Source organism: Trinickia camelliae (genome assembly GCF_053525655.1).
The window spans coordinates 636,985-660,098 of sequence record NZ_JBCHAA010000001.1 but is presented as its reverse complement, the minus strand read 5'-3'; the positions used below and the strand labels follow the sequence as shown (position 1 = coordinate 660,098).

Annotated in this window: 17 protein-coding genes; 9 read left to right on the top strand and 8 right to left on the bottom strand. The window is 64.6% G+C overall.

Annotation, left to right across the window (positions count from 1 at the left end):
* Positions 1-13 precede the first annotated feature (13 nt).
* Positions 14-1,738: a sensor histidine kinase gene (locus AAHK20_RS02970; protein ID WP_449179924.1), complete on the bottom strand. Its 1,725-nt coding sequence runs from the start codon at positions 1,736-1,738 to the stop codon at positions 14-16.
* Positions 1,739-2,156: 418 nt separating this feature from the next.
* Between AAHK20_RS02970 and AAHK20_RS02965 the strand changes: the two genes are divergently transcribed.
* Positions 2,157-2,639 (top strand): hypothetical protein, encoded by a 483-nt coding sequence (locus AAHK20_RS02965; protein WP_449179923.1) that lies wholly within the window; start codon positions 2,157-2,159, stop codon positions 2,637-2,639.
* Between the two features lie 59 nt (positions 2,640-2,698).
* Here the strand turns inward: AAHK20_RS02965 and AAHK20_RS02960 are convergent, their stop codons facing one another.
* Entirely contained in the window at positions 2,699-3,583 is an 885-nt protein-coding gene (locus AAHK20_RS02960) for an NAD(P)-dependent oxidoreductase (RefSeq protein ID WP_449179922.1), read from the bottom strand.
* A 103-nt stretch (positions 3,584-3,686) separates the two neighbouring features.
* Complete coding sequence (locus AAHK20_RS02955) at positions 3,687-4,277, bottom strand: flavin reductase family protein (protein WP_449179921.1); 591 nt, start codon at positions 4,275-4,277, stop codon at positions 3,687-3,689.
* Positions 4,278-4,403: 126 nt separating this feature from the next.
* Between AAHK20_RS02955 and AAHK20_RS02950 the strand changes: the two genes are divergently transcribed.
* Entirely contained in the window at positions 4,404-4,613 is a 210-nt protein-coding gene (locus AAHK20_RS02950; protein ID WP_449179920.1) for a dodecin, read from the top strand.
* A 175-nt stretch (positions 4,614-4,788) separates the two neighbouring features.
* Here AAHK20_RS02950 and AAHK20_RS02945 read toward each other — a convergent pair whose 3' ends face one another.
* From AAHK20_RS02945 to AAHK20_RS02930, 4 genes are all read right to left on the bottom strand, one after another.
* Positions 4,789-5,877, bottom strand: a complete 1,089-nt coding sequence (locus tag AAHK20_RS02945) for a BMP family ABC transporter substrate-binding protein (RefSeq protein WP_449179919.1) — start codon at positions 5,875-5,877, stop codon at positions 4,789-4,791.
* Positions 5,878-5,973: 96 nt separating this feature from the next.
* Positions 5,974-6,903: an ABC transporter permease gene (locus AAHK20_RS02940; protein ID WP_449179918.1), complete on the bottom strand. Its 930-nt coding sequence runs from the start codon at positions 6,901-6,903 to the stop codon at positions 5,974-5,976.
* Positions 6,904-6,971: 68 nt separating this feature from the next.
* Positions 6,972-8,075: an ABC transporter permease gene (locus tag AAHK20_RS02935; RefSeq protein ID WP_449179917.1), complete on the bottom strand. Its 1,104-nt coding sequence runs from the start codon at positions 8,073-8,075 to the stop codon at positions 6,972-6,974.
* A gap of 102 nt (positions 8,076-8,177) precedes the next feature.
* On the bottom strand, positions 8,178-9,779 hold the full coding sequence (locus AAHK20_RS02930; RefSeq protein ID WP_449179916.1) for an ABC transporter ATP-binding protein: 1,602 nt from the start codon (positions 9,777-9,779) through the stop codon (positions 8,178-8,180).
* A gap of 348 nt (positions 9,780-10,127) precedes the next feature.
* Here AAHK20_RS02930 and AAHK20_RS02925 point away from each other — a divergent pair, with 348 nt between their 5' ends.
* Positions 10,128-11,060 (top strand): LysR substrate-binding domain-containing protein, encoded by a 933-nt coding sequence (locus tag AAHK20_RS02925; protein ID WP_137332571.1) that lies wholly within the window; start codon positions 10,128-10,130, stop codon positions 11,058-11,060.
* 91 nt (positions 11,061-11,151) lie between these two features.
* Here AAHK20_RS02925 and AAHK20_RS02920 read toward each other — a convergent pair whose 3' ends face one another.
* Positions 11,152-12,576 carry an 8-oxoguanine deaminase gene (locus AAHK20_RS02920; RefSeq protein WP_449179915.1) on the bottom strand — a complete coding sequence of 475 codons (1,425 nt, stop codon included), beginning with the start codon at positions 12,574-12,576 and terminating at the stop codon, positions 11,152-11,154.
* 550 nt (positions 12,577-13,126) lie between these two features.
* Between AAHK20_RS02920 and uraH the strand changes: the two genes are divergently transcribed.
* The 6 genes from uraH to narH all read left to right on the top strand — a co-directional run bounded on the left by uraH (position 13,127) and on the right by narH (position 23,102).
* Complete coding sequence (gene uraH, locus AAHK20_RS02915) at positions 13,127-13,480, top strand: hydroxyisourate hydrolase (protein ID WP_449179914.1); 354 nt, start codon at positions 13,127-13,129, stop codon at positions 13,478-13,480.
* 81 nt (positions 13,481-13,561) lie between these two features.
* A complete protein-coding gene (locus tag AAHK20_RS02910; RefSeq protein ID WP_449179913.1) occupies positions 13,562-14,752 on the top strand; it encodes a urate hydroxylase PuuD in 1,191 nt (396 codons plus the stop codon).
* 388 nt (positions 14,753-15,140) lie between these two features.
* Complete coding sequence (locus AAHK20_RS02905; RefSeq protein WP_449180053.1) at positions 15,141-16,337, top strand: MFS transporter; 1,197 nt, start codon at positions 15,141-15,143, stop codon at positions 16,335-16,337.
* Positions 16,338-16,394: 57 nt separating this feature from the next.
* Positions 16,395-17,786: a NarK family nitrate/nitrite MFS transporter gene (locus AAHK20_RS02900; protein WP_449179912.1), complete on the top strand. Its 1,392-nt coding sequence runs from the start codon at positions 16,395-16,397 to the stop codon at positions 17,784-17,786.
* Positions 17,787-17,814: 28 nt separating this feature from the next.
* Complete coding sequence (locus AAHK20_RS02895; protein WP_449179911.1) at positions 17,815-21,540, top strand: nitrate reductase subunit alpha; 3,726 nt, start codon at positions 17,815-17,817, stop codon at positions 21,538-21,540.
* Positions 21,537-23,102, top strand: coding sequence for a nitrate reductase subunit beta (narH, locus tag AAHK20_RS02890; RefSeq protein ID WP_449179910.1), 1,566 nt, complete (start codon positions 21,537-21,539; stop codon positions 23,100-23,102). The genes AAHK20_RS02895 and narH overlap by 4 nt, the downstream gene beginning before the upstream one ends.
* The last annotated feature ends 12 nt before the right edge of the window (positions 23,103-23,114 follow it).

Sequence of the window (23,114 nt, the reverse complement as noted above, 5' to 3'; positions counted from 1 at the left end):
CACGGCGCGCTCGTCATGACGGCGCGCGCATCGGCTGCTCGGGCAGCGAGACGAAGAACGTCGCGCCGGCGCCTTCGGCCGATTCGACCCAGACACGCCCGCCATGCCGCTCGGTCATGCGCCGCACGAGCGCGAGGCCGATGCCGTCCCCTTTCGCGACGTCGCCGTGCAGCCGCTGGAATGCGTTGAACATCTTCGGCATGCAGGCGGCCGGAATGCCGAGCCCGTTGTCGCGCACATAGTAGGTCCGCATCGGCGGGCCGTCGGGCGTCGACGCAGTCGTCCCTGACGCAGCCAATGCCACGGCGGCCGTCGCCGCGGCAGCCGGAGCTGTGGCGGTCAATACCGCGGCGCCGGCCTCTTGCGCACCGCCTTCGACCGGCTCCTCGCCCTCGGGCGCGTCAAGCGTGCCGATCTCGATGCGGCCGGGCCGATCAGGATCGAGATAATTGACGGCGTTGCCGATCAGGTGACTGAAGATCTGCTCGACCGCGCCCGCATCGCCCCAGGCCGGTGGCAGCTCGGCCACTTCGAGCGCCGCGCCGCGCTCGTCGAGCGTCGGCTGCAGCCGCTCGACGATGCGCTCCACCACACGCCCCACGTTGACGCGCTGCCACTGGTATTCGAGGCGGCCGGCGCGCGAAATGCGCAACAGCGCGTCGATGATCGACGCCGAGCGCGCCACAGCGGTGCGCAGATAGTGCAGCGATTCGCTCAAGTCGCCGTCGAGCACCTCCGCCAGGCGCGCACGGTCGGACGCGCTCACGTGCGCGCCGTCGAGCGTCGTGCGCAATTCATCGCACGATACCTGCAGCTCGCGCGAGAAACCCTGCAGGTTCACGAGCGGCGAGCGCAAATCGTGGGACACGCTGTAGATGAACATCTCGTTGTCCTGCGTCTGCTGCCGCAGGTCGTCGTTCAGACGCGTCAGCTCCTCGGCGCGCGCCTCCAACTTGTCTTTCAGCGCGGCCTGCTCGCCCTCGGCCTGGCGCAGCCGCTCGCTGGTCTGGTGCAGCACCGCATCGAGCTGCGCGATCTCGTCGTCGCCCGAGGCCGGCGTGCCGAGCGATTGGCCGCGCCCCAGGCGCTCCGCCTTGGCCGTTAACGCCCCGAGCCGCCGCCCGATATTGCCCGCGAGCGCGAGCGCCGCCAGCCCCCAGATCAGCATCGAGCCCGCGACGGCCGCGATCAGCGCATTGCGCTGCTCGTCGCGCGTGGCTGCGAGCGCCTGGCTGCGCTCGCCGTCGAGACGCGATTCCTCGACGATGAACGCATCGAGCTGCTGGCGAAACTCCTGGATTTGCGGCGGCAGCGGCGTGCCTTCGAAGGCCGCGAGCACGATCGGACGCTCGCCGTCGGAGAGGGCCTCGTAAACCTGATTGGTCTGTGCGCGGTAGACGTCGACCGCCTCGCGCATGCGGCGCACGCGATCGAGCTGCAGCGGATTGTCGGCGACCAGGCTTTGCAGTTGCGCGAGCCGGTCATTCAAGTCGATCCAGACGGCGTGCTGGTCGATGAACGACGCATCGTCGACGATGATCGCCGCGCGCAGGCGCGATGCCTGGCGCAACAGCGGATCCATGATCGTGGAAGCCTGATAGAGCACCTGTTTGCTGCGCGACGCCCACAGCGCGGCCTGCGCTGCCTGCCCCTGCGTCTCGAACAATACGCCGAGCAACGCAAGCTCGACGATGCTCGGCACGGCAATCAGCAACAAACCTTTGGTGAACAGTTTCATGTGCCCTCGGCAACCCTCTTGACGCGCACGCAACGCATGAGCCGCCCGCTGGCCGATACGGAAGTTGAGCCAAGAAGCCGCAAGGCGCTGATCGCGCGCGGGCATGGCGGCGCACCAGGCGCGCGTGAGCCCGGACCGGCCTATTATCGATGCAGTTTTGAGATATTACTACGGAGCCAATAGAAGCGACTCCGCACAGAAAGATGGCTTTTTTATGTCGTGAAAGCGCACGCGGACGAAACTCAGGCCTATTATTGAGACACACGCCGAATACAGCAGGGAGCGCGATCCGCGGCGATTCGGCAGGCAGCGTGCGAGCATCCGGGGAGCACGGGCGAGACATCGAATCACCGTGAATCCGCCATTCTCGTATGCTATAAAAGATCGACGTGCGGCGCGCGAAGCCGGGAGTGGTCGCATGAGGACGCTGTGTTTCTTGCAATCCTTTTTCAGGCGAATTTTTATGTCCTTCCCGAAAAAGCGTAGGCGCGCGCGAGTGGACAACGAGGAATCGTTCCTCGCTGTGCTGCGTCATTTCAAGCCGTTCGGCCAGCTCGATACGAAGATCGCGCGTGCGCGAGCCCAGGACGAACCAGTTCTCTATGCCCACGTGCTGCCCGGTCTGGATGTGCTGCTCTGTAGCGTGCGCGGCGCGCAACCGCCCTATCCGGCCATCGACGAATTACACCGGCGCTGCATCGAATCGATTGCGAACGCGCTCGAGCAGCCGCTCGACGGGCTCGAAAACGGCGGGTACTGGTACGAAGCCAACGGATTCGGTTTTCTCGTGTTCGCGAGCCGCGCGCGGGCGCGGATTTTGCCCGAGTTCGGTGCAGGCGCCGTGCGGCGCGGCACACGGCGCCAGGATGCGGGAGACGCGGCGCCGCGTTCGTTCCGGTAGTTCGTTCTGGTAGTTCGCTCCGTTAACCAGGCATCGCTAGAAACGCTTCACCGGCCGGCTCAGCGCTTGGGCCGCACCACGTCGATGAACGCGGCGAAGTCCGCGTCCGACAGACCCATCGCCCCCGCGAGCCGCAGCACCTGCTGCACCGCCCCCGACACCGGCATCGCCGCGCCGACTTCGCGCGCGGCATCGGCCACCGTGTCGACATCCTTCTGATACGTCTTCAGCGCGCCGATCGGCGCAAAGCCCGTGCCCGTCATGCGCGGCACGAACGTCTGCAGTAGCGTCGAATCGGCCCATCCGCCCGCGAGCGCTTCGGCGAGACGTGCGGCGTCGATGCCGGAGAGTTGCGCGAGGTTCACCGCTTCGGCGATCGCCGCGATCGTCGCGGAGACGATCGCCTGATTGCACAGCTTGGTCGTCTGGCCGGCGCCGGCCTCGCCCATGTGCGTGACGCGCGCGGCGTAGGCGCGAATGGCCGGCGTGAGCGCCGCGACATCGTCCGCGCGGCCGCCCGCCATCACCGCGAGCGTGCCCGCCTCGGCGCCCGGGACGCCGCCCGATACCGGCGCGTCGACCCAGCCCACGCCCGCGATTGCGGCGCGTTCGGCATACGCGCGCGTGGCCGACGGCGGAATGCTCGAATGGTCGACGATCCAGCGCACGCGGCTCGCACCGGCGTCCGCCGTGTCCTCGCCGATCACGCCGCCGATGCCGAACACGACTTCCTCGACCGCATGCGCGTCGGTCAGGCACAGGAACACCGCTTCCACGCGCGACACCAGCTCGCGCGGCGTATCGACGACATGCGCGCCGTCGGCAGCCAGCGCCTCGGCCTTCGCGCGGGTCCGGTTCCAGACCCACACGGTATGACCCGCGCGCAGCAAGTGCCGAATCATCGGCGCGCCCATGAGCCCGGGGCCGCAAAATCCAATTTCCATTCCCACTCCTCGACTTCGTAAACGTCTATGACCGGAGCCGATCGTACCGGTCGCTATCGGACATACCTCGAGACGGATTTCGCTCGACGGGCCACCATCTCGCTCATTCGACCGGCTCGCTTCCGCGAGCCGTCAGCGGATTGCCGATCGCGTAGAAGTGGCCGCCGGCGACGTAGTGAAGACTGCGCCACGCAGGGTCCGCGCTCTCGAAGTGCCAATGACCCGACGCGAACACGCGCGTATCGGACCACGCCCCGACGACTTCGCCGATAAACAGGTCATACGTCTGCTGGTTGTGGGGTTCGGAAATGAGCTTGCACGCGAGCCACGCCGAGCATCCCGCGACGAACGGCAAGTCATGGCCGTCGATGCCGAACAGCTCCACGCCGGCGCGCGCGAGCTTGCCGGGCTCGTCGGCGAGACTCGCGGTGCCCACCTCGTGCGTCAGCTGCAGTTGCGCGGCCGTCGGCACCTGGATCACGAACGTGCCGCTTTTCTCGACCAGTTCGCGCGTTTTCGCCGTCTTGTCGAGCACGACCGTCAGCTTGGGCGGCGAGAAATCCAGCGCGCACGCCCATGCCGCCGCCATCACGTTGTCCACGCCGTCATAGCGGGCGGACACGAGCACGGTCGGGCCGTGATTGATCAGCCGATGGGCTTTTTTCAGCTCGACCGGAACGATGTAGCTATCCATGCCATTTTTTCCAGAAAGAAAGCCATTCGAAACGGTATGCATTGTTACCGATCTGCGGGCCGTCGAACAAAGTCCGCAGCCCTTCGAGGGGCATTCTAAAATGACCACTACACGGAGGAGGCAACCATGAGCGACCACGTCTACAAGCAGATCGAACTCACCGGCTCGTCCACGCAATCGAGCGACGACGCGATTCGTTGCGCGATTGCGAAGGCGTCGAAGACGCTGCACAACCTGCATTGGTTCCAGGTGACGGACACCCGTGGCCATGTCGAGAACGACAAAGTCGTTCACTGGCAGGTGACGATCAAAGTCGGTCTGCGCATCGACGATTAGCGTCACATCGCGTGCGCGTGCGGCAAATCGAGCGGCAAGCGCGCACGATGACTGACGAGCAACATAAAAGGGCCGCGCCCTTCAAGACGCAGCCCTTGGATGAGCCGTTGCCATCGGCAATGGTAAAACTGCGCGGCGCCGTTGTGAACGACGCCGCGAGGGTAACTAAGCGCGCTTACTTCGGCAGCGCGCCGTCTACACCTTCGACATACCAGTTGAGCCGCTGCAATTCCGGATCGGCAAGCGTCTTGCCGGCCGGCACCTTCACGGCGCCCGTCTGATCCTTGATCGGGCCCGTGAACACGTCCCACTTGCCGCTTGCGAGGTCATCGCGCTTGGCGGCCACCGCCTGCTGCGCATTCGCCGGAATCGCTGCCGTGTTCAGATCCTCGAGATTGACGGCCTTCTGCGGAATGCCCCACCACACCGGCGCGTTCGTCCACTTGCCATCGAGCACTTGCTGAATCGCAGCGTCGTAATAGACGCCCCAATGCGCGACCACCGAACCGAGGTGCGCGTCAGGCCCGAACTTCTTCATGTCCGAATCCCAGCCGAACGCGTGCACGTGCTTCTCGGATGCGGTCGCGAGCGTGGCGCTCGAATCGGTGTTCTGCAAGAGCACGTCGGCGCCCTGGCCGATCAGCGTCTCGGCGGCCTGCTTTTCCTTGCCCGGATCGAACCAGCTGTTGATCCAGATGACCTTCGTATGGATCTTCGGATTCACCGAGCGCGCGCCGAGCGTGTACGCGTTGATGTTGCGCACGACCTCGGGGATCGGCACCGATGCGACGAAGCCGAGCGTGTTCGTCTTCGTCACGTAGCCAGCAGCGACGCCCGCGAGATACGCGCCCTGGTACATGCGCACGTCGTAGGTGCCGAAGTTCGCGGCCTTCTTGTAGCCGGTCGCATGCAGGAACACGGTGTCGGGGAAATCCTTCGCGACCTTCAGCTCGAAGTCCTGATAGCCGAAGCTCGAGCCGATGATGATCTTGTTGCCCTTGCTCGCGAGATCGCGGAACACACGCTCGGAGTCGGCCGATTCCGGCACGTTCTCGACGCGCGTGATCTTGATCTTGTTGCCGAACTTCGCCTCGGCTTCCTTCGAACCGGCGTCGTGCGCGAAGGTCCAGCCCGCGTCGCCCGGGTTGCCGAGGTAGACGAATGCGACGCCCGGCGCGTCGGCGGCTTGTGCGCTCTGCGCAAGGGCACCGCCGAAGGCGAGCACCGCAGCCGCGGCGAACGTGGTCAGCACTTTTCTTCTCATTGGGATTCTCCAGTCGTGTGATTGATGTGCGAAATGAAATGCGAAACGGTTGAAAAACTCAGCGACGCGAAGCTCGTCTCGATGTCTCAAGCAAGCTCAGCTCGTCGCAAAGAACGGCTTGCCGAGCGACGCCGGCGCATTCAGCTTGATCGTGTTCGGATTGCGCGAAATCACGGCGAGCACGACGACGGTCGCGAGGTACGGCAGCATCGCGAGAAACTGCGTCGGCACCGGCACGCCGATCGCTTGCGCGTAAAACTGCAGGCCCATCACCGCGCCGAACAGGAGCGAGCCGATCAAGAGGCGCCCGGGCCGCCACGTCGAGAACACGACGAGCGCGAGCGCGATCCAGCCGTAGCCCGCCGTCAACTGCTCCTGCCACAGATGCAGGTAGACGATCGAGTAATAGCCGCCCGCGAGCCCCGCCATGCCGCCGCCGAACAGCACCGCGCCGTAGCGCACGCCGATCACGGGAAAGCCGACCGAATGCGCGACCTGCGGCGACTCGCCGACGCTGCGCAACACGAGCCCGGCACGCGTGCGATAGAGAAACCAGCCGACCACGCCGAACATCGCGAACGCGAGATAGCCGAGCGGCGTCAGGCTGAAGAACGCGGGCCCGAGCACGGGAATGTGCGAGAGACCCGGAATCGGCCAGACGTCGATCGTCGCGCGCACCGCTGCCGACGTATAAGGCTTGCCGACGTACGCCGACAAGCCGATGCCGAAGATCGTCAGCGACAGGCCCGTGGCGACCTGATTGGCGAGCATCGTGAGCGTGAGGAAGGCGAACAGGAGCGCCATCGCGACGCCCGCCACGATGGCCGCGACGACCCCGAGCCACGGGCTGCCCGTGATCGCGGTAACCGCATAGCCGCTGACGGCGCCCATCAGCATCATCCCTTCGACGCCCAAATTGAGCACACCGGATTTTTCGGTGATGAGTTCGCCGACACCGGCGAGCATCAGCGGAATTGCGGCGATGACGGCGGTCGAGGCGAGCGTGCTGGCTTGTTGAATGTCCATATTGAGAATCGGGTTCTTTCTTGGTCGTGTCGGGTGCGGTGAACGGTGGTCGTTGCGCGTGAGTTGCGTCAGTGGGCTGCAGCAGTCGTTCTGCGCCGCACGCGATAGTTGACGAACAAGTCCGCGCCGAGCAGGCAAAACAGCAAGAGACCCTGGAACACGCCGCTCAATGCTTGCGGCAATTGCAGCGAGGTCTGCACCGATTCGCCGCCGAGATACAGGAGCGCCATCAAGAGGCTCGCGAGCACGATGCCGACCGGATGCAGCCGCCCGACAAACACGACGATGATCGCTGTGAAGCCGTAGCCCGGCGACCACGTCGCCTGCAACTGGCCGATGGGCCCCGCGATCTCGCCCATGCCCGCGAGACCCGCGAAGCCGCCGCTGATGAGGAGCGACGTCCAGATCGTCTTCTTGTCCGAGAAGCCCGCGTAGCGCGCGGCGAGCGGCGCGAGACCGCCCACGTTCATCCGGTACCCGGCGAAGCTCTTGCGAATGAAGATCCACACCAGCGGGATCGCGATCATCGTGAGGAAGATCGACGCGTTCAGACGCGTGCCGCGCAGGAAGTGCCAATGCCAGTCGCCGCCGAACGTCGGGTAGAGCGCGTCCCCGGAAAACATTTCGGAGAGCGGGAAGTTCATCCCTTGCGGATCGCGCCACGGGCCGCTCACGAGGTAGATCAGGAGCTGCGTCGCGACGTAGGTGAGCATCAGGCTCGTCAGGATTTCGCTCGTGTTGAAGCGGCTTTTCAGGAACGCGGGAATCGCGGCCCACACCATGCCGCCGACGATGCCCGCCAGCATCATCAGCGCGAGAATCCACCAGCCGGTCGCTTGATCGAAGTAGATCGCGACGCCGCTCGCCGCGATGCCGCCGAGCAGCATCTGTCCTTCGGCGCCGATGTTCCAGACGTTCGCGCGGTAGCCGATCGCCAGACCCAGGCCGATCAGGCACAGCGGCGACGCCTTGAGCAGCAGCTCGGACCAGCCGTTCACGTTCGACAGCGGATCGATGAAGAACGCGCGCATCGCAGCGACTGGATCCTTGCCGACGAGGCCGAAGATCAGAAAGCCGATCGCGAGCGTCAAAAGCGCGGCGATCAGCGGCACCGCGAGCTGCATCTTGCGGGACGGCGTGGTGCGCGCTTCGAGTTGATAGGGGAAGTGCATGGTTCGGTCTAGGTAGCGTGTCGTTATCTGTGTCGAGGCGCGTTGGCGTTTACCGCCTTGGCATTCGCCGCCGTGCATCTGCGTGATGTGTAGCGACAAGCGCTACGCATGCGCCGGTTCTTCCGCAGGCGGCGGCACGGCCCCGCCCTTGCCGTCGAACAGGCCCGCCATCCACAGGCCGATTTCCTCGGCATTCGTCTCGCCGGTCTTGCGCGACGGCGACAGGCGGCCGCGCGCGAGCACGGCGATCCGGTCGCAGATGTCGAACAGTTCGTCGAGTTCTTCGGAGATCACAAGCACCGCGACGCCACGCGCCGACAAGTCGAGCAGCTGCTGCCGAATGAACGCCGACGCGCCTACGTCGACGCCCCAGGTCGGCTGCGCGACGACGAGCACCTTCGGTGCCTGCAGCATCTCGCGCCCGACGATGAACTTCTGCAGGTTGCCGCCTGACAGCGACTGCGCGAGCGCATCGGGCCCGCCGCAGCGCACGTCGAACGCCTGAATGCAGCGCTCGGCAAAGCCGCGCATCGCCTTCGCGCTGATCCAGCCGGAGCGCACCATCTGCTGGCGGTGTCCCGTGAGCAACGCGTTCTCGGCCAGCGACATCGCGGGCACCGCGCCGCGCCCCAGGCGCTCTTCCGGCACGAACGCGAAGCCGAGCTTGCGCCGGCCGCCCGCGCCGAGCTTGCCTGCGGGCTTGCCGCAGATCGTCACGGCATCGGCGTTCGCCCCGCCGTGTTTTTCGCCCGACAGCGCCGCGAGCAATTCCGCCTGCCCGTTGCCCGACACACCCGCGATGCCGAAGATCTCGCCCGCGTGGACATCGAACGAAACGTTATCGAGCGACGTACCGAACGGATCGTCGCTTGCGACCGACAGCTGCTTCACGCTCAACAGCACGTCGCCCGGCTGATGCGGACGGCGTGTGTAGTCGGGCAGCGAGTGCCCGACCATCAGCTGCGCGAGCGACGCATGCGTCTCGTTGCGCGGCTTCACGTTGCCGGTCACGCGTCCGCCGCGCATCACCGTAGCCGTATCGCAAAGCTCTTGAATCTCGTCGAGCTTGTGGCTGATGTAGAGGATGCTGCAGCCTTCCGCCGCGAGCCGCCGGAGCGTCTCGAAGAGCTTCCGCACCGCTTGCGGCGTGAGCACTGAAGTGGGCTCGTCCATGATCAAAAGGCGCGGGTTCTGCAGCAGGCAGCGCACGATCTCGACGCGCTGCCGCTCGCCGACCGTCAGGCTGTGCACGTGGCGCTGCGGATCGATATCGAGCCCGTACTCGGCCGACACTTCCTTGATGCGCTTGCCGAGCGCCTTCATGTCGAACTTCTCGTCGAGCGCGAGCGCGATGTTCTCGCCGACGGTCAGCGTCTCGAACAGCGAGAAGTGCTGGAACACCATGCCGATGCCGAGCTTGCGCGCGGCGGCCGGATTCGCGATGTCGACGACCTGCCCTTCCCAGCGGATCTCGCCCTCATCGGGCCGCACCGCGCCATAGATGATCTTCATCAGCGTGCTCTTGCCCGCGCCGTTCTCGCCGAGCACCGCGTGGATTTCCCCAGGCGCGACGACGAGGTTCACTTTGTCGTTGGCGCGCACGGCCGGGTATTGCTTGCTGATGCCCGCGAGCGCGAGGCGCGGCACGGCGGAATTCGCGCTTGGCGCCGCCGTATGGCCGTCGAGAGTGGAAGAGTCGCCCATGTGATTCAGTCGTTTAGCCTTAAAACCAACTCGAGTAATTCAACGAATCCAAGTCAAAGCGAAATGCCTTTGAATCGAAAATGAAATGAGACAGTAAGAAATAGCCAATATCGACTCGAATATCCCGCCGCGCCCCGCCATGCGTGGCCATCAGGCGCAATTGCCGGGTGACGATACCCAAATCGGGCCATACCGTCGAGCCATCAAAATTCTCAGAGGAAAACGCGCCGAGCCGCGCCCGGCCGTGCTCTGCGGGTATCCCTCCCTTGACGCATCTTTATAAACATATTAAAAACGATATACCCCCGCCCCTGTTCGATCAGCCCAAATATATAAACCGGAGAAATCATGAGTCAGCAACGCGAGGCGATCGACACTTATTTACTGCGCGTCTTGCACACCCTATTGATGGAACGCAGCGTGACGCGCGCGGCCGTCAAGCTCAATCAGTCGCAACCCGCAATCAGCGCGGCGCTGCGGCGCCTGCGCGACATCACCGGCGACCCGCTGCTCGTGCGCGGCAAATCCGGCATGGTGCCGACCGAATACGGCCTGCGTCTGCTCGAGCCCGTGCAGAACGCGCTGCGCGAAATCGAGCGCATCAAGTTCCAGCAACACAACTTCGATCCGGCCACGTCGATCCGCTGCTATCGGATCGGCTGCCCCGACTACCTGAACGTGCTGTTCGTGCCGACGGTCGTCGAACGTTTCCGCCAAGCCGCGCCGAACGCGACGCTCGAATTTCATTCGCTCGGGCCGGCGTTCGATTACGAACTCGCGCTCGAGGACGGCAAGCTCGACATTGTCGTCGGCAACTGGCCCGAGCCGCCCGAGCAGCTGCACTTGTCGAACCTGTTCGTCGACCAGATCGTGTGCCTCATGAGCAACACGCATCCGTTCGCGAAGCGCGGCAGCCTCACGCTCGACCAATACCTGAACGCCCCGCATCTCGCGCCGACGCCCTACTCGGTCGGCCAGCGTGGCGCGATCGACGTCCACCTCGCGCGCGAGCGGCTCAAGCGCCATGTGGTCGTGACGCTGCCGTACTTCAATTTGGCGCCGTACGTGCTCGTCAAATCCGATCTGATCTTCACGACCACCCGCCTCTTTGCCGACCATTACGCGAAGTTCCTTCCGTTGACGGTTGTCCCGGCGCCGCTCGATTTTCCGCCGATGCAGTACTACCAGTTGTGGCACGAGCGCTGCCACTACTCCGACGAAGTGCGCTGGCTGCGCAGCCTCGTCGCCGATGCGACCAAGACGCTGATCGATCGCCCCTGACGCGAGCCGCGGCCAGCCGCTCGCGTTCGACGCCGGCGGCTCACATGGGCCGCCGGCGTCGAATCGCTCTCAACGCGTCTTCAACTCGCTCTCAGCGCGCCGCTTCGAACAAGTCCTTCGCCAAGCGGTTGTGCCGCTCGATGACCGGCCCCAGATCGACCGTCGCGAGCTGCCCTTCCCGCACCACCACCTTCCCGCCGATCACGCTATACGCCACCTGCGACGGCGCACAGAACACGAGTGCCGCGACCGGATCGTGCAACGCACCCGCAAAGAGCGGCTGGCGCAGGTCGAACGCGACGAAATCGGCCGCCATGCCGGGCGCGAGCGCGCCGATGTCATCGCGATTGAGCACCTTGGCGCCGCCGAGCGTCGCGATTTCGAGCGCCTCGCGCGCCGTCATCGCATCGGGACCGAAGCCGACCCGCTGCAACAGCAGCGCCTGCCGCACTTCGGCGACCATCTGCGCGCCGTCGTTCGATGCCGAGCCGTCGACGCCCAGCCCCACCGGCACGCCCGCCAGGCGCATCTTGCGGATCGGCGCGATGCCGGACGCGAGCCGCATGTTCGAGCACGGACAATGCGCGACGCCCGTGCCGGTGCGCGCGAAGAGCGCGATGCCGGGCTCGTCGAGCTGCACACAGTGCGCGTGCCAGACGTCGTGCCCGACCCAGCCCAGATCCTCGGCATATTCGGCGGGCGTCATGCCGAACTTCTCGCGGCTGTAGGCGATATCGTTGACGTTCTCGGCCAGGTGCGTGTGCAGCGACACGCCGTACTGGCGCGCGAGCACCGCCGCCTCGCGCATCAGATCGCGGCTTACCGAAAACGGCGAGCACGGCGCCACCACGACGCGCAGCATCGCGTAGCGCCCTTCGTCGTGGTACGTCTCGATCAGGCGCTGCGTGTCCTTCAGAATGTCGGCCTCGCGCTCGACGACGGAATCGGGTGGCAGCCCGCCATCCTTCTGTCCGACGCTCATGCTGCCGCGGCTTGCGTGAAAGCGCATGCCGATGCGTTGCGCCGCCGCGATGCTGTCGTCGAGCCGGCTGCCGTTCGGGTAGATGTACAGATGATCGCTCGAGGTCGTGCAGCCCGAGAGCAATAGCTCGGCCATCGCGGTGAGCGTCGAGACTTCGATCATCTCGGGCGTCAGGTTCGCCCAGACCCGGTACAGGTTGGTCAGCCAGCCGAACAGCTCGGCGTCCTGCGCGGCGGGAATCGCGCGCGTCAGGCTTTGGTACATGTGGTGGTGCGTGTTGACGAGCCCGGGAATCACCAGATGCCCGCGCAAGTCCAGCACTTCGTCGGCCGTCTGCGGCAGCTCGGCCGTGGGGCCGACCGCGACGATCCGGTTGTCCTCGATATAAAGGCCCGCGTCGCGCAATTCGCGACGCGCGCCGTCCATCGTCACGAGCACGTCGGCGTGCTTGACGAGCATCGTCTTGCCGCGACTCTTTCCGGAAATGCCGCCGTTGTGAACGGCCGTCGCGCCGGTTTGCTGCTCCATCGTCATTCGTGTCTCCGCTTCAAAGGTGCCTGTCTAGGCGGTAAGCAAAGCCGTCCGAACGCGATTAGCGAGAGCACGCCTGCCGTGCCCTCGCGTTCGTGTCGTTCGAACGCACTGGCCCGGTTACCCAGCGTGCTGCGCCGTCTTCGGGATGCGCAGCCGTGCTGCTGCTGCGCATGTCGCTACGATCTGAAGCCAAAATACCGATGACAATGCGCGCCGGTGCGATACCCGCCCTCACATCCTCAATATATTCATCGAATTTTGGCGTGAATAGGATCAGGAACGGATCGAAAACGGGCGGGTTTACCATGTCTCCGGCACCCCCGGGCGCCTTGCCCGCCAAGGCTTTCGACACCCTGTCATGCGCGGCCTATTATCTTTCTTATCGGTCACGCACAGGCGGCTGCAAATTCCTACAATTGCCCCCACGGCGCTCGCTTCAATTCGCCGACGGGTATGTAGCCACAGCTGATGTGGAGCCTCGATCCGCCGCACATCGTCATTGGATCGAGACGCCGCCGAAACCTCGCATTCATCACAAGGAAAATTGCGAATGGGCAAGCTGACTACCCACGTGCTCGACACCTCGCATGGCCGCCCTGGCGCGGGCATCAAGGTCGAACTCTTTGCGCTTGACGGCGACGCGCGCCGCGCGCTCAAAACCACCACCACCAACGACGACGGTCGCTGCGACGCGCCCCTGCTCGAAGGCGCCGCGCTCGTCCCCGGCGAATACGAACTCGTATTCCACGCCGGCGACTACTTCGCCGCTATCGGCGTGAAAGTGCCCGAGCCGCGCTTCGTCGACCGCGTCGCGCTGCGCTTCGGCATCGCCGATGCCAACGCCCACTATCACGTGCCGCTCCTGGTTTCTCCGTGGGCGTACAGCACGTATCGCGGCAGCTGACACAGACCAGCTGTTTACGGCGCTCATCTCCCCTTTTTCCAATTGAGCGCAGATAACAAATCAGGAGTTTGGAGGCATTAAATGGAAGGCTTTATCACTGACGGACTGAATCTGGTCCTTCGCTGGCTGCACGTCGTCGCCGCAATCGCGTGGATCGGCGAATCGTTCTACTTCGTCGCGCTCGACAACAGTCTCAAACCGCCGACCGACCCGAACCTGCGCAAGCGCGGCGTGTTCGGCGAGCTGTGGCACGTCCACGGCGGCGGCTTCTACAACATGCAAAAGTACACGGTCGCGCCGCCCGAGATGCCGGAAGACCTGCACTGGTCGAAGTGGCCCTCGTACACGACGTGGATGTCGGGCTTCGGGCTCTTCACCGTGCTGTATCTGTTGTCGCCGGAAACCTACCTCATCGACAAGAACGTGCTCGACATGGGCCCGGTCGTCGCGATCTTCTCGGCGCTCGGCTTCCTGATGGGCGGCTGGATCGTCTACGACTCGCTGTGCCGCCTGCTGGTCGGCAAGGACAAGATCCTCGGCGTCTGCGTCGCCACGTATGTCCTGATCGCCATCTGGCTCGCGTGCCACATCTTCGCGGGCCGCGCGGCTTACCTGATCACCGGCGCGATGATGGCGACGATCATGTCGGCGAACGTGTTCTTCGTGATCATCCCCGGCCAGCGCAAGATGGTCGACAAGATGCTCAAGGGCGAAGAGCCGAACCCGATCTACGGCAAGCGCGGCAAGCAGCGCTCGGTGCACAACACCTACTTCACGCTGCCGGTGGTGTTCGCGATGCTGTCGAACCACTACGCGATGACGTACACGCATCCGTTCAACTGGGCGATCCTCGCGATCATCATGGCTGCGGGCGCGATGATCCGTCAGTTCTTCGTGATGCGTCACCGCGGCCAGGTGCTCTGGTACCTGCCGGCGGGCGGCGTCGCGCTGATGGCTGCCGCGCTCGTGTGGATGATGCCGCGCCCGATCACGCCCGAAGCGCAAGCTGCGAACGCGCCGACCGTCAAGGTCGCCGATATCCAGCCCGTGCTGCAGCAGCGCTGCGTGGCCTGCCACTCGGCACACCCGACGCTGATGGGCGCCGCACCCGCCGGCGTGCTGCTCGATACGCCTGACGAGATCTCGAAGAACGCGCAGCGCATCTATCAGCAGGCTGTGACGCTGAAGGCGATGCCGCTCGGCAACGTCACGCACATGACCGACGACGAGCGCATGAAGATCGCCGCGTGGTTCCAGGAAGGCGCGAAGTAAGCGCGATGTGTTGTGCGGAGGGGGCTGAACTCCCTCCGTTGTTGCTGATGTCTGGTATGCAAGGCCCGCTCTCGTAGCGGGCCTTTTCGTTTGATACGCACCGCTCGGTGAGCACTCATGCCGCCGGGACTACTCCGTTCGAACTACTCCCAATAGACGAGCGACACCTCGTCACCCCCTCCCGTTCGGCGAATAGTCAGTTCGCATCGCGCTTTTTACTCTTGGTGCCTATCCGATAACAAGGTTAAGCGCCATGACCACCGCGCCTCCCACGCCCCCCAGCGGCTCGATCAGCAGCCCGGCAACCGCGCCCCCAACCGCCACCGCGCGTGCCTGGCGCGTGCTCGGCGCCAGCACGTTCGCCTTCACGATCTGCTTCGCGATCTGGATGACGTTCGCGATCCTCGGCATTCCGCTCAAGCGCCAGCTCGGCTTGACCGACACCGAGTTCGGCCTCGTCGCCGCCATGCCCGTGCTGACCGGCTCGCTCGCCCGCGTGCCGCTCGGCATCTGGACCGACCGCTACGGCGGCCGCATCGTGTTCTTCCTGACGATGATCGTCACAATCGTGCCGATCTGGCTCATCTCGTACGCCACGCAGCTCTGGCAGTTTCTCGTGCTCGGCCTCTTCGTCGGGATCGCGGGCGCGTCGTTCTCGGTCGGCACGCCCTATGTCGCGCGCTGGTTCCCGAAGGCGCGCCAGGGCTTCGCGATGGGCATCTTCGGCGCGGGCAACTCGGGCGCCGCGATCAACAAGTTCGTCGCACCCGTGCTGATCGTCGCGGCCGGCACCTGGACCATCGTGCCGCACGTCTACGCCGTCGCGATGCTCGTCACGGCGATCGTCTTCTGGCTGTGCACCGCAACCGATCCCTCGCACGCGAGCCAAGGCTCCGCGAGCTTCGCCGCGCAGCTTGCCGTGCTCAAGAAGCCGGCCGTCTGGCGCTATTCGCAGTACTACTCCGTTGTATTCGGCGGCTACGTCGGCCTCTCGCTGTGGCTCCCGCAGTACTACGTGAACCAGTACCACTTCTCGCTGGAGTCCGCGGCGTTCCTCGCGGCCTGCTTCTCGCTGCCCGGCGGCGTGTTGCGCGCGCTCGGCGGCTGGCTTTCCGACCGCTTCGGCGCGTATCAAATCACCTGGGCCGTGATGTGGGTCTCGCTCGCCGCGTTCTTCCTGCTCAGCTATCCCGACACCGACTTCGTCGTGCAAGCGGCCCACGGTCCGCTCTCGCTTCATATCGCCATCGGACCGGTGCTGTTCACGGTGCTGATGTTCGTCGTCGGCATTGCGATGGCGATCGGCAAGGCGTCGGTGTTCAAGTTCGTCTCCGACGAGTTCGCCGGCAACATCGGCGCGGCCTCCGGCATGGTCGGGCTGGCTGGCGGCCTCGCGGGCTTCGCGCTGCCGATCCTGTTCGGCCTGCTCGTCGACGCGACCGGCGTGCGCACCACCTGTTTCATGCTGATGTTCGGCGCGACCGCGATCGCGCTCGTCTGGATGCACTTCTCGTTTCGCGCCGAGGCGGCCGCTCACGCGCAAAGCAAGCCCGGCAAGCTCGCTCTGAAGGAACCCGCGAACTGAATTCATGCGCGCCGCGCGTGCCGGATTCGCGCGCGGCGCCACTCTCAGAGAACCCTCATGTCCAAATACGTCCTCACTACCTGGGAACCCGAAAGCAAGTCTTTCTGGCAATCGCGCGGTCAGTCGATCGCCAATCGCAATCTATGGATCTCGATCCCCGCGCTGATGCTCGCGTTCGCGGTCTGGTCGCTGTGGAGCGTGGTTGTCGTGAGCCTCGGCAAAGCCGGCTTCCATCTCACCAAGAACCAGCTCTTCTGGCTCACCGCGCTGCCTGCGCTGTCGGGCGCAACGCTGCGTATCTTCTATTCGTTCCTCGTGCCGATCTTCGGCGGACGCCGCTTCACAGCGATCTCCACGGCAACGCTGCTGGTGCCCGCGATCGGCATGGGCTTCGCGCTGCGCGATCCGTCCACGGGCTATCCGACGCTGCTCGTGCTCGCGCTCCTGTGCGGTTTCGGCGGGGCCAACTTCAGCTCGTCGATGGCGAACATCAGCTTCTTCTTTCCGAAGGCGCAGAAGGGGCTCGCCACCGGCCTGAACGCCGGCATCGGCAACCTCGGCGTGTCGGTCGTGCAGTTCGTCACGCCGCTCGTGATTTCGTCGGCGGTATTCGGCGCGTTCTCGTTTGCGGGCGACGCGCAGACCTACGTCGCCGACGGCGTGACCAAGAGCCTCTGGTTGCAGAACGCGGGTTTCATCTGGGTGCCGTTCATTGCGCTGTCGGCAATTGCCGCCTGGTTCGGCATGAACGACATCGCCGACGCAAAGGCGTCGTTCGCCGAGCAGGCCGTCATTTTCAAGCGCAAGGACAACTGGCTCATGTGTTGGCTCTATGTCGGCACGTTCGGCTCGTTCATCGGTTTTTCCGCGGGCCTCGCCCTTCTGACGCAATCGCAGTTCCCCTCGATCAATCCGACCGCCTACGCGTTCCTCGGGCCCCTGGCCGGCGCGCTGATGCGTCCGATCGGCGGCTGGATCTCCGACAAGCTCGGCGGCGCCCGCGTCACGCTGTGGACCTTCATCGCGATGATCGCAGCCGTGATCGGCGTGATCCTGTGCCTGCCCGCGAACGGCACGGGCGGTAGTTTTGCCGGCTTCCTCGCGATGTTCATCGCGCTCTTCGCACTGACCGGCATCGGCAACGGCTCGACGTTCCGGATGATTCCCGTGATCTTCGCGACACTCAAGCAGCGTGAAGCCGCCGGCAAGGACGAAGCAGCCCGCAAGCACGCGCAGCACGAGGCAGGCAAGGAATCGGCCGCCGTGCTCGGCTTCTCCGCCGCGCTCGGCGCCTACGGCGGCTTCTTCATTCCGAAGAGCTTCGGCACCTCGCTCGACCTCACGGGTTCGCCCGTCGGCGCGCTCGTCTGCTTCATCGTGTTCTACGTCACGTGCGTCGCGATCACGTGGTTCTTCTACGCGCGCCGCAACGCGCCTATGCCCTGCTGATCGCGCAACGCTTGCCTGGAGAAAATCAATGAGTCATTTCCTCGACCGGCTGAAATTCATGTCCCGCATCAAGTCGACTTACTCGAACGGACATGGCGCGGTCGTCAACGAAGACCGCAAATGGGAAGACGCTTACCGCAACCGCTGGCAGCACGACAAGGTCGTGCGCTCGACGCACGGCGTGAACTGCACGGGCTCGTGCTCGTGGAAGGTCTACGTCAAGAACGGCCTGATCACCTGGGAGACCCAGCAGACCGACTATCCGCGCACGCGTCCGGATCTGCCCAACCACGAGCCGCGCGGCTGCCCGCGAGGCGCGTCGTATAGCTGGTACGTCTACTCTGCGCAGCGCGTGAAGTATCCGATGATTCGGGGCCGGCTGATGGAGATGTGGCGCGAGGCGCGCAAGACGCTCGATCCGGTGGCCGCGTGGGCATCGATCAGCCAGGACCCGGAAAAGGCGCAGCGCTACAAGAGCGTGCGCGGCCTCGGCGGCTTCGTGCGCGCCGACTGGGATACCGCTACCGAGATCGTCGCCGCGGCCAACGCCTACACGATCAAGCGCTACGGCCCGGACCGCGTGATCGGCTTCTCGCCGATTCCGGCGATGTCGATGGTGTCGTATGCCGCGGGCGCGCGCTACCTGAGCCTGATCGGCGGCGCCTGCTTGTCGTTCTACGACTGGTACTGCGACTTGCCTCCCGCCTCGCCGCAAATTTGGGGCGAGCAGACCGACGTGCCCGAATCCGCCGACTGGTACAACTCCACCTACCTGATGGTGTGGGGTTCGAACGTCCCGCAAACGCGCACGCCCGACGCGCATTTCTACACCGAGGTCCGCTACAAGGGCACGAAGACGGTGGCGGTGTCGTCGGACTTCGGCGAGATGGTCAAATTCGGCGACATCTGGCTCGCGCCGAAGCAAGGCACCGACGCAGCGCTCGCGATGGCGATGGGCCATGTCGTGCTCAAGGAGTTTCACGCGAACGGCAAATCGGCCTACTTTCGAGACTACGTGAAGCAGTACACCGACATGCCGATGCTCGTATTGCTTCGCGAGCAGGACGGCGTGCGCGTGCCCGACCAGTTCCTGCGCGCATCGCAGCTTGGCGCGCCGTTCTGCGATGAAAACAACGCGCAGTGGAAAACGCTCGCGATCGACGCCGCGACGAACGAGCTCGTCACGCCCAACGGCACGATCGGCTATCGCTGGGGCGAGGCGAATCACGGCGACGGCAAGCAAACCGGGCGCTGGAACCTCGAAATGAAGGACGGAGGCAGCGGCCGCACGATCGATCCCCGGTTGTCGCTCATCGAAGCGCATGACGAAGTCGTCGACGTCGGCTTCGCCTACTTCGGCGGCGAACACGACGCGCTGCTTGCGCGGCGCGTGCCGGCCAAGCGCATCACGCTCGCCGACGGCACGCGTGCGCTCGTCGCGACGGTCTACGACTTGCAGATGGCGAACTACGGCGTCGATCAGGGCCTCGGCGGCCCGAACGTCGCCGCCTCGTTCGACGACGACGTGCCCTGCACGCCCGCCTGGCAGGAAAAGCACACGAGCGTGCCGCGCAAGCTCGTGATCCAGGTCGCGCGCGAGTTCGCCGACAACGCGGACCGCACGCACGGCAAGAGCATGGTGATCGTCGGCGCGGCGCTGAATCACTGGTACCACAACGACATGATTTACCGCGGCATCATCAATCTGTTGATGATGTGCGGCTGCGTCGGTCAGAGCGGCGGCGGCTGGGCGCACTACGTCGGCCAGGAAAAGCTGCGTCCGCAATTCGGTTGGGCGCCGCTGGCCTTCGCGCTCGACTGGTCGCGTCCGCCGCGCCAGATGAACGGCACATCGTTCTTCTACAACCACACGAGCCAATGGCGTCACGAGAAGATCGGCGTCGACGAGATCCTCGCGCCGACCGCCGACAAGTCGCGCTACGAAGGCTTGTCGATGCTCGATCTCAACGCGAAATCCGAACGCATGGGCTGGCTGCCGTCCGCGCCGCAGCTCGGCGCGAACCCGCTCGACGTCGTCGATGCGGCCAAGCGCGCGGGCAAGGCGCCTGTCGACTACGTCGTCGATCAGTTGAAGTCCGGTGCGCTGAACTTCGCCTGCGACGATCCCGACAACCCGGCGAACTTCCCGCGCAACATGTTCGTCTGGCGCTCGAACATCCTTGGGAGCTCGGGCAAAGGCCACGAGTACTTCCTCAAGTACCTGCTCGGCACGCAGAACGCGCTCTTCAGCGACGAAGGCGATGCGATCAAGCCGTCCGAAGTGAAGCTGCGCGACGCGGCCGAAGGCAAGCTCGATCTCTTGACGGTGCTCGACTTCCGGATGAGCACGACGTGTCTCTACGGCGACGTCGTGCTGCCCACCGCGACGTGGTACGAAAAGGACGACTTGAACACGTCCGACATGCACCCGTTCATCCATCCGTTGTCGGAAGCGGTGCAGCCGCTGTGGGAAAGCAAGAGCGATTGGGAAATCTACAAAGCGATTGCGAAGAAATTCTCCGAGATCGCGGGCCCCTATCTCGGCACGCGTACCGACCTTGTCTGCACGCCGCTCATGCACGACACGCCGGGCGAACTTGGCCAGCCGTTCGAGCCGAAGGACTGGAAGCATGGCGAATGCGAGCTGATCCCGGGCAAGACCGCGCCCGCGATGACGCTTGTCGAGCGTAACTACGCCGACGTCTATAAGAAATTCACCTCGGTGGGGCCGCTGCTCGACAAGCTCGGCAACGGCGGCAAGGGCATCAACTGGAACACCGAGCATGAAGTTGCGGAACTCGGTTGCTTGTCTCACACGGTGACCGAACCCGGCGTGAGCGAAGGCCGCCCGCGTTTGAACACCGCGATCGACGCCGCCGAGATGATCCTTACCTTCGCGCCCGAGACCAACGGTCACGTCGCCGTGAAGGCATGGGAAGCGCTCTCGAAGATCACGGGCCGCGAGCACACCCACCTGGCCGAAGGCCGCGAGCACGAGAAGATCCGTTTCCGCGACGTGCAGGCACAGCCGCGCAAGATCATCTCCGCGCCGACCTGGTCCGGCCTCGAATCCGAAGAAGTGAGCTACAACGCGGGCTATACCAACGTCCACGAGCTGATCCCCTGGCGCACGCTGACCGGCCGCCAGCAGTTCTATCAAGACCATCGCTGGATGCTCGATTTCGGCGAAGGCTCGTGCAGCTACAAGCCGGCCATCGATACGAAGACGATCGAGCCGATGAAGGGCTTCAAGCCGAACGGCGAGCGCGAGCTCGTGCTGAACTGGATCACGCCGCATCAGAAATGGGGCATCCACTCGACCTATAGCGACAACCTGCGCATGCTCACGCTCTCGCGCGGCGGCCCGCACGTGTGGGTGTCCGAGGCCGAAGCGAAGGAAGCGGGCCTCGTCGACAACGACTGGGTCGAAGTGTTCAACGTGAACGGCACGCTGACGGCGCGCGTGGTCGTGAGCCAGCGCGTGCCGCGCGGCATGTGCCTCATGTATCACGCGCAGGAAAAGATCGTAAACGTGCCCGGCGCGGAAACGAGCGGCATGCGCGGCGGCATTCACAACTCGGTGACGCGCGCCGTGCTCAAGCCCACGCACATGATCGGCGGCTACGCGCAGCAGGCGTACGGGTTCAACTACTACGGGACCATCGGCAGCAATCGCGACGAGTTCGTGATCGTGCGCAAGATGAAAAAAGTCGAGTGGCTCGAAGGCCCGCTCAACGAAGAGGTGAAATCATGAAAATCCGCGCGCAAATCGCGATGGTCTTGAATCTCGACAAGTGCATCGGCTGCCATACCTGCTCGGTCACCTGCAAGAACGTCTGGACCTCGCGCGACGGCGTCGAGTACGCATGGTTCAACAACGTCGAGACCAAGCCCGGCATCGGCTATCCGAAGGAATGGGAGAACCAGGACAAATGGAACGGCGGCTGGGTACGCAACCCCGACGGCAAGATCGCCCCGCGCCAAGGCCCGAAGCTCAAGATTCTCGCGAACCTGTTCGCCAACCCGAACCTGCCCGGCATCGACGAATACTACGAGCCGTTCACATTCGACTACGAGCATCTGCAAAAGGCGCCGCTCTCCGAAACACCGCCGACCGCACGCCCGGTATCGCTCCTGACCGGCAAGAAGATGCCGAAAATCGAATGGGGTCCGAATTGGGAAGACGACCTCGGCGGCGAATTCAGCTCGCGCAGCCGCGACATGCTGTTCGAGAACGTGCAGAAAGAGATGTACTCGACGTTCGAGAACACCTTCATGATGTATTTGCCACGCTTGTGCGAGCACTGCCTGAACCCGACGTGCGTCGCGTCGTGCCCGTCCGGCTCGATCTACAAGCGCGAGGAAGACGGCGTCGTGCTCGTCGATCAGGACAAGTGCCGCGGCTGGCGCATGTGCATGTCGGGGTGCCCGTACAAGAAGATCTACTTCAACTGGAAGAGCGGCAAGGCCGAGAAGTGCATCTTCTGCTATCCGCGCATCGAGGCTGGACAGCCGACGGTCTGCTCGGAAACGTGCGTCGGGCGCATCCGCTATCTCGGCGTGATGCTGTACGACGCCGACAAGATCGAAGCCGCAGCATCGGCCGAGCAGACGACAGACCTCTACCGCGCCCAACTCGATCTCTTTCTCGATCCGCACGACCCCAAGGTCCGCGCGGAAGCGCTGAGCCAAGGGATCCCGCAAAGCTGGATCGATGCGGCCATCGCTTCGCCCGTCTACAAGATGGCCTGCGAATGGAAAGTGGCGTTCCCGCTGCATCCCGAGTACCGAACTCTGCCGATGGTCTGGTACATCCCGCCGCTCTCGCCGATCCAGTCCGCCGCGGACGCCGGGCACATCGGCATGGACGGCGTCATTCCCGACGTCGATAGCCTGCGCATTCCGCTGCGCTATCTGGCGAACCTGCTGACGGCGGGCGACGAGGCGCCGGTGCGCTCCGCCCTGCGCCGCATGCTGACGATGCGCGCCTACAAGCGCGCGCAAACCGTTCACGGCAAGGCGGACGAAGCACCTTTGCATGCCGCCGGCCTCACGCCCGCGCAAGTCGAGGACATGTACCAGATCATGGCGATCGCCAATTACGAGGACCGCTTCGTCGTGCCGTCATCGCATAAGGAGATGGCGGAAGACAGCTTCGACGAGAAAGGAAGCTGCGGCTTCACGTTCGGCAACGGCTGCTCGGGCGGCACATCGCCAGGGTCGCTGTTCGGCAAGAAGGAACGCGCAGACGTCGTCTACGCGGACTTGCCGAAATCGCGCAAGGCCGTCGCGGGCGGCGATGGATCGGACCGCTGAACACTCGATACA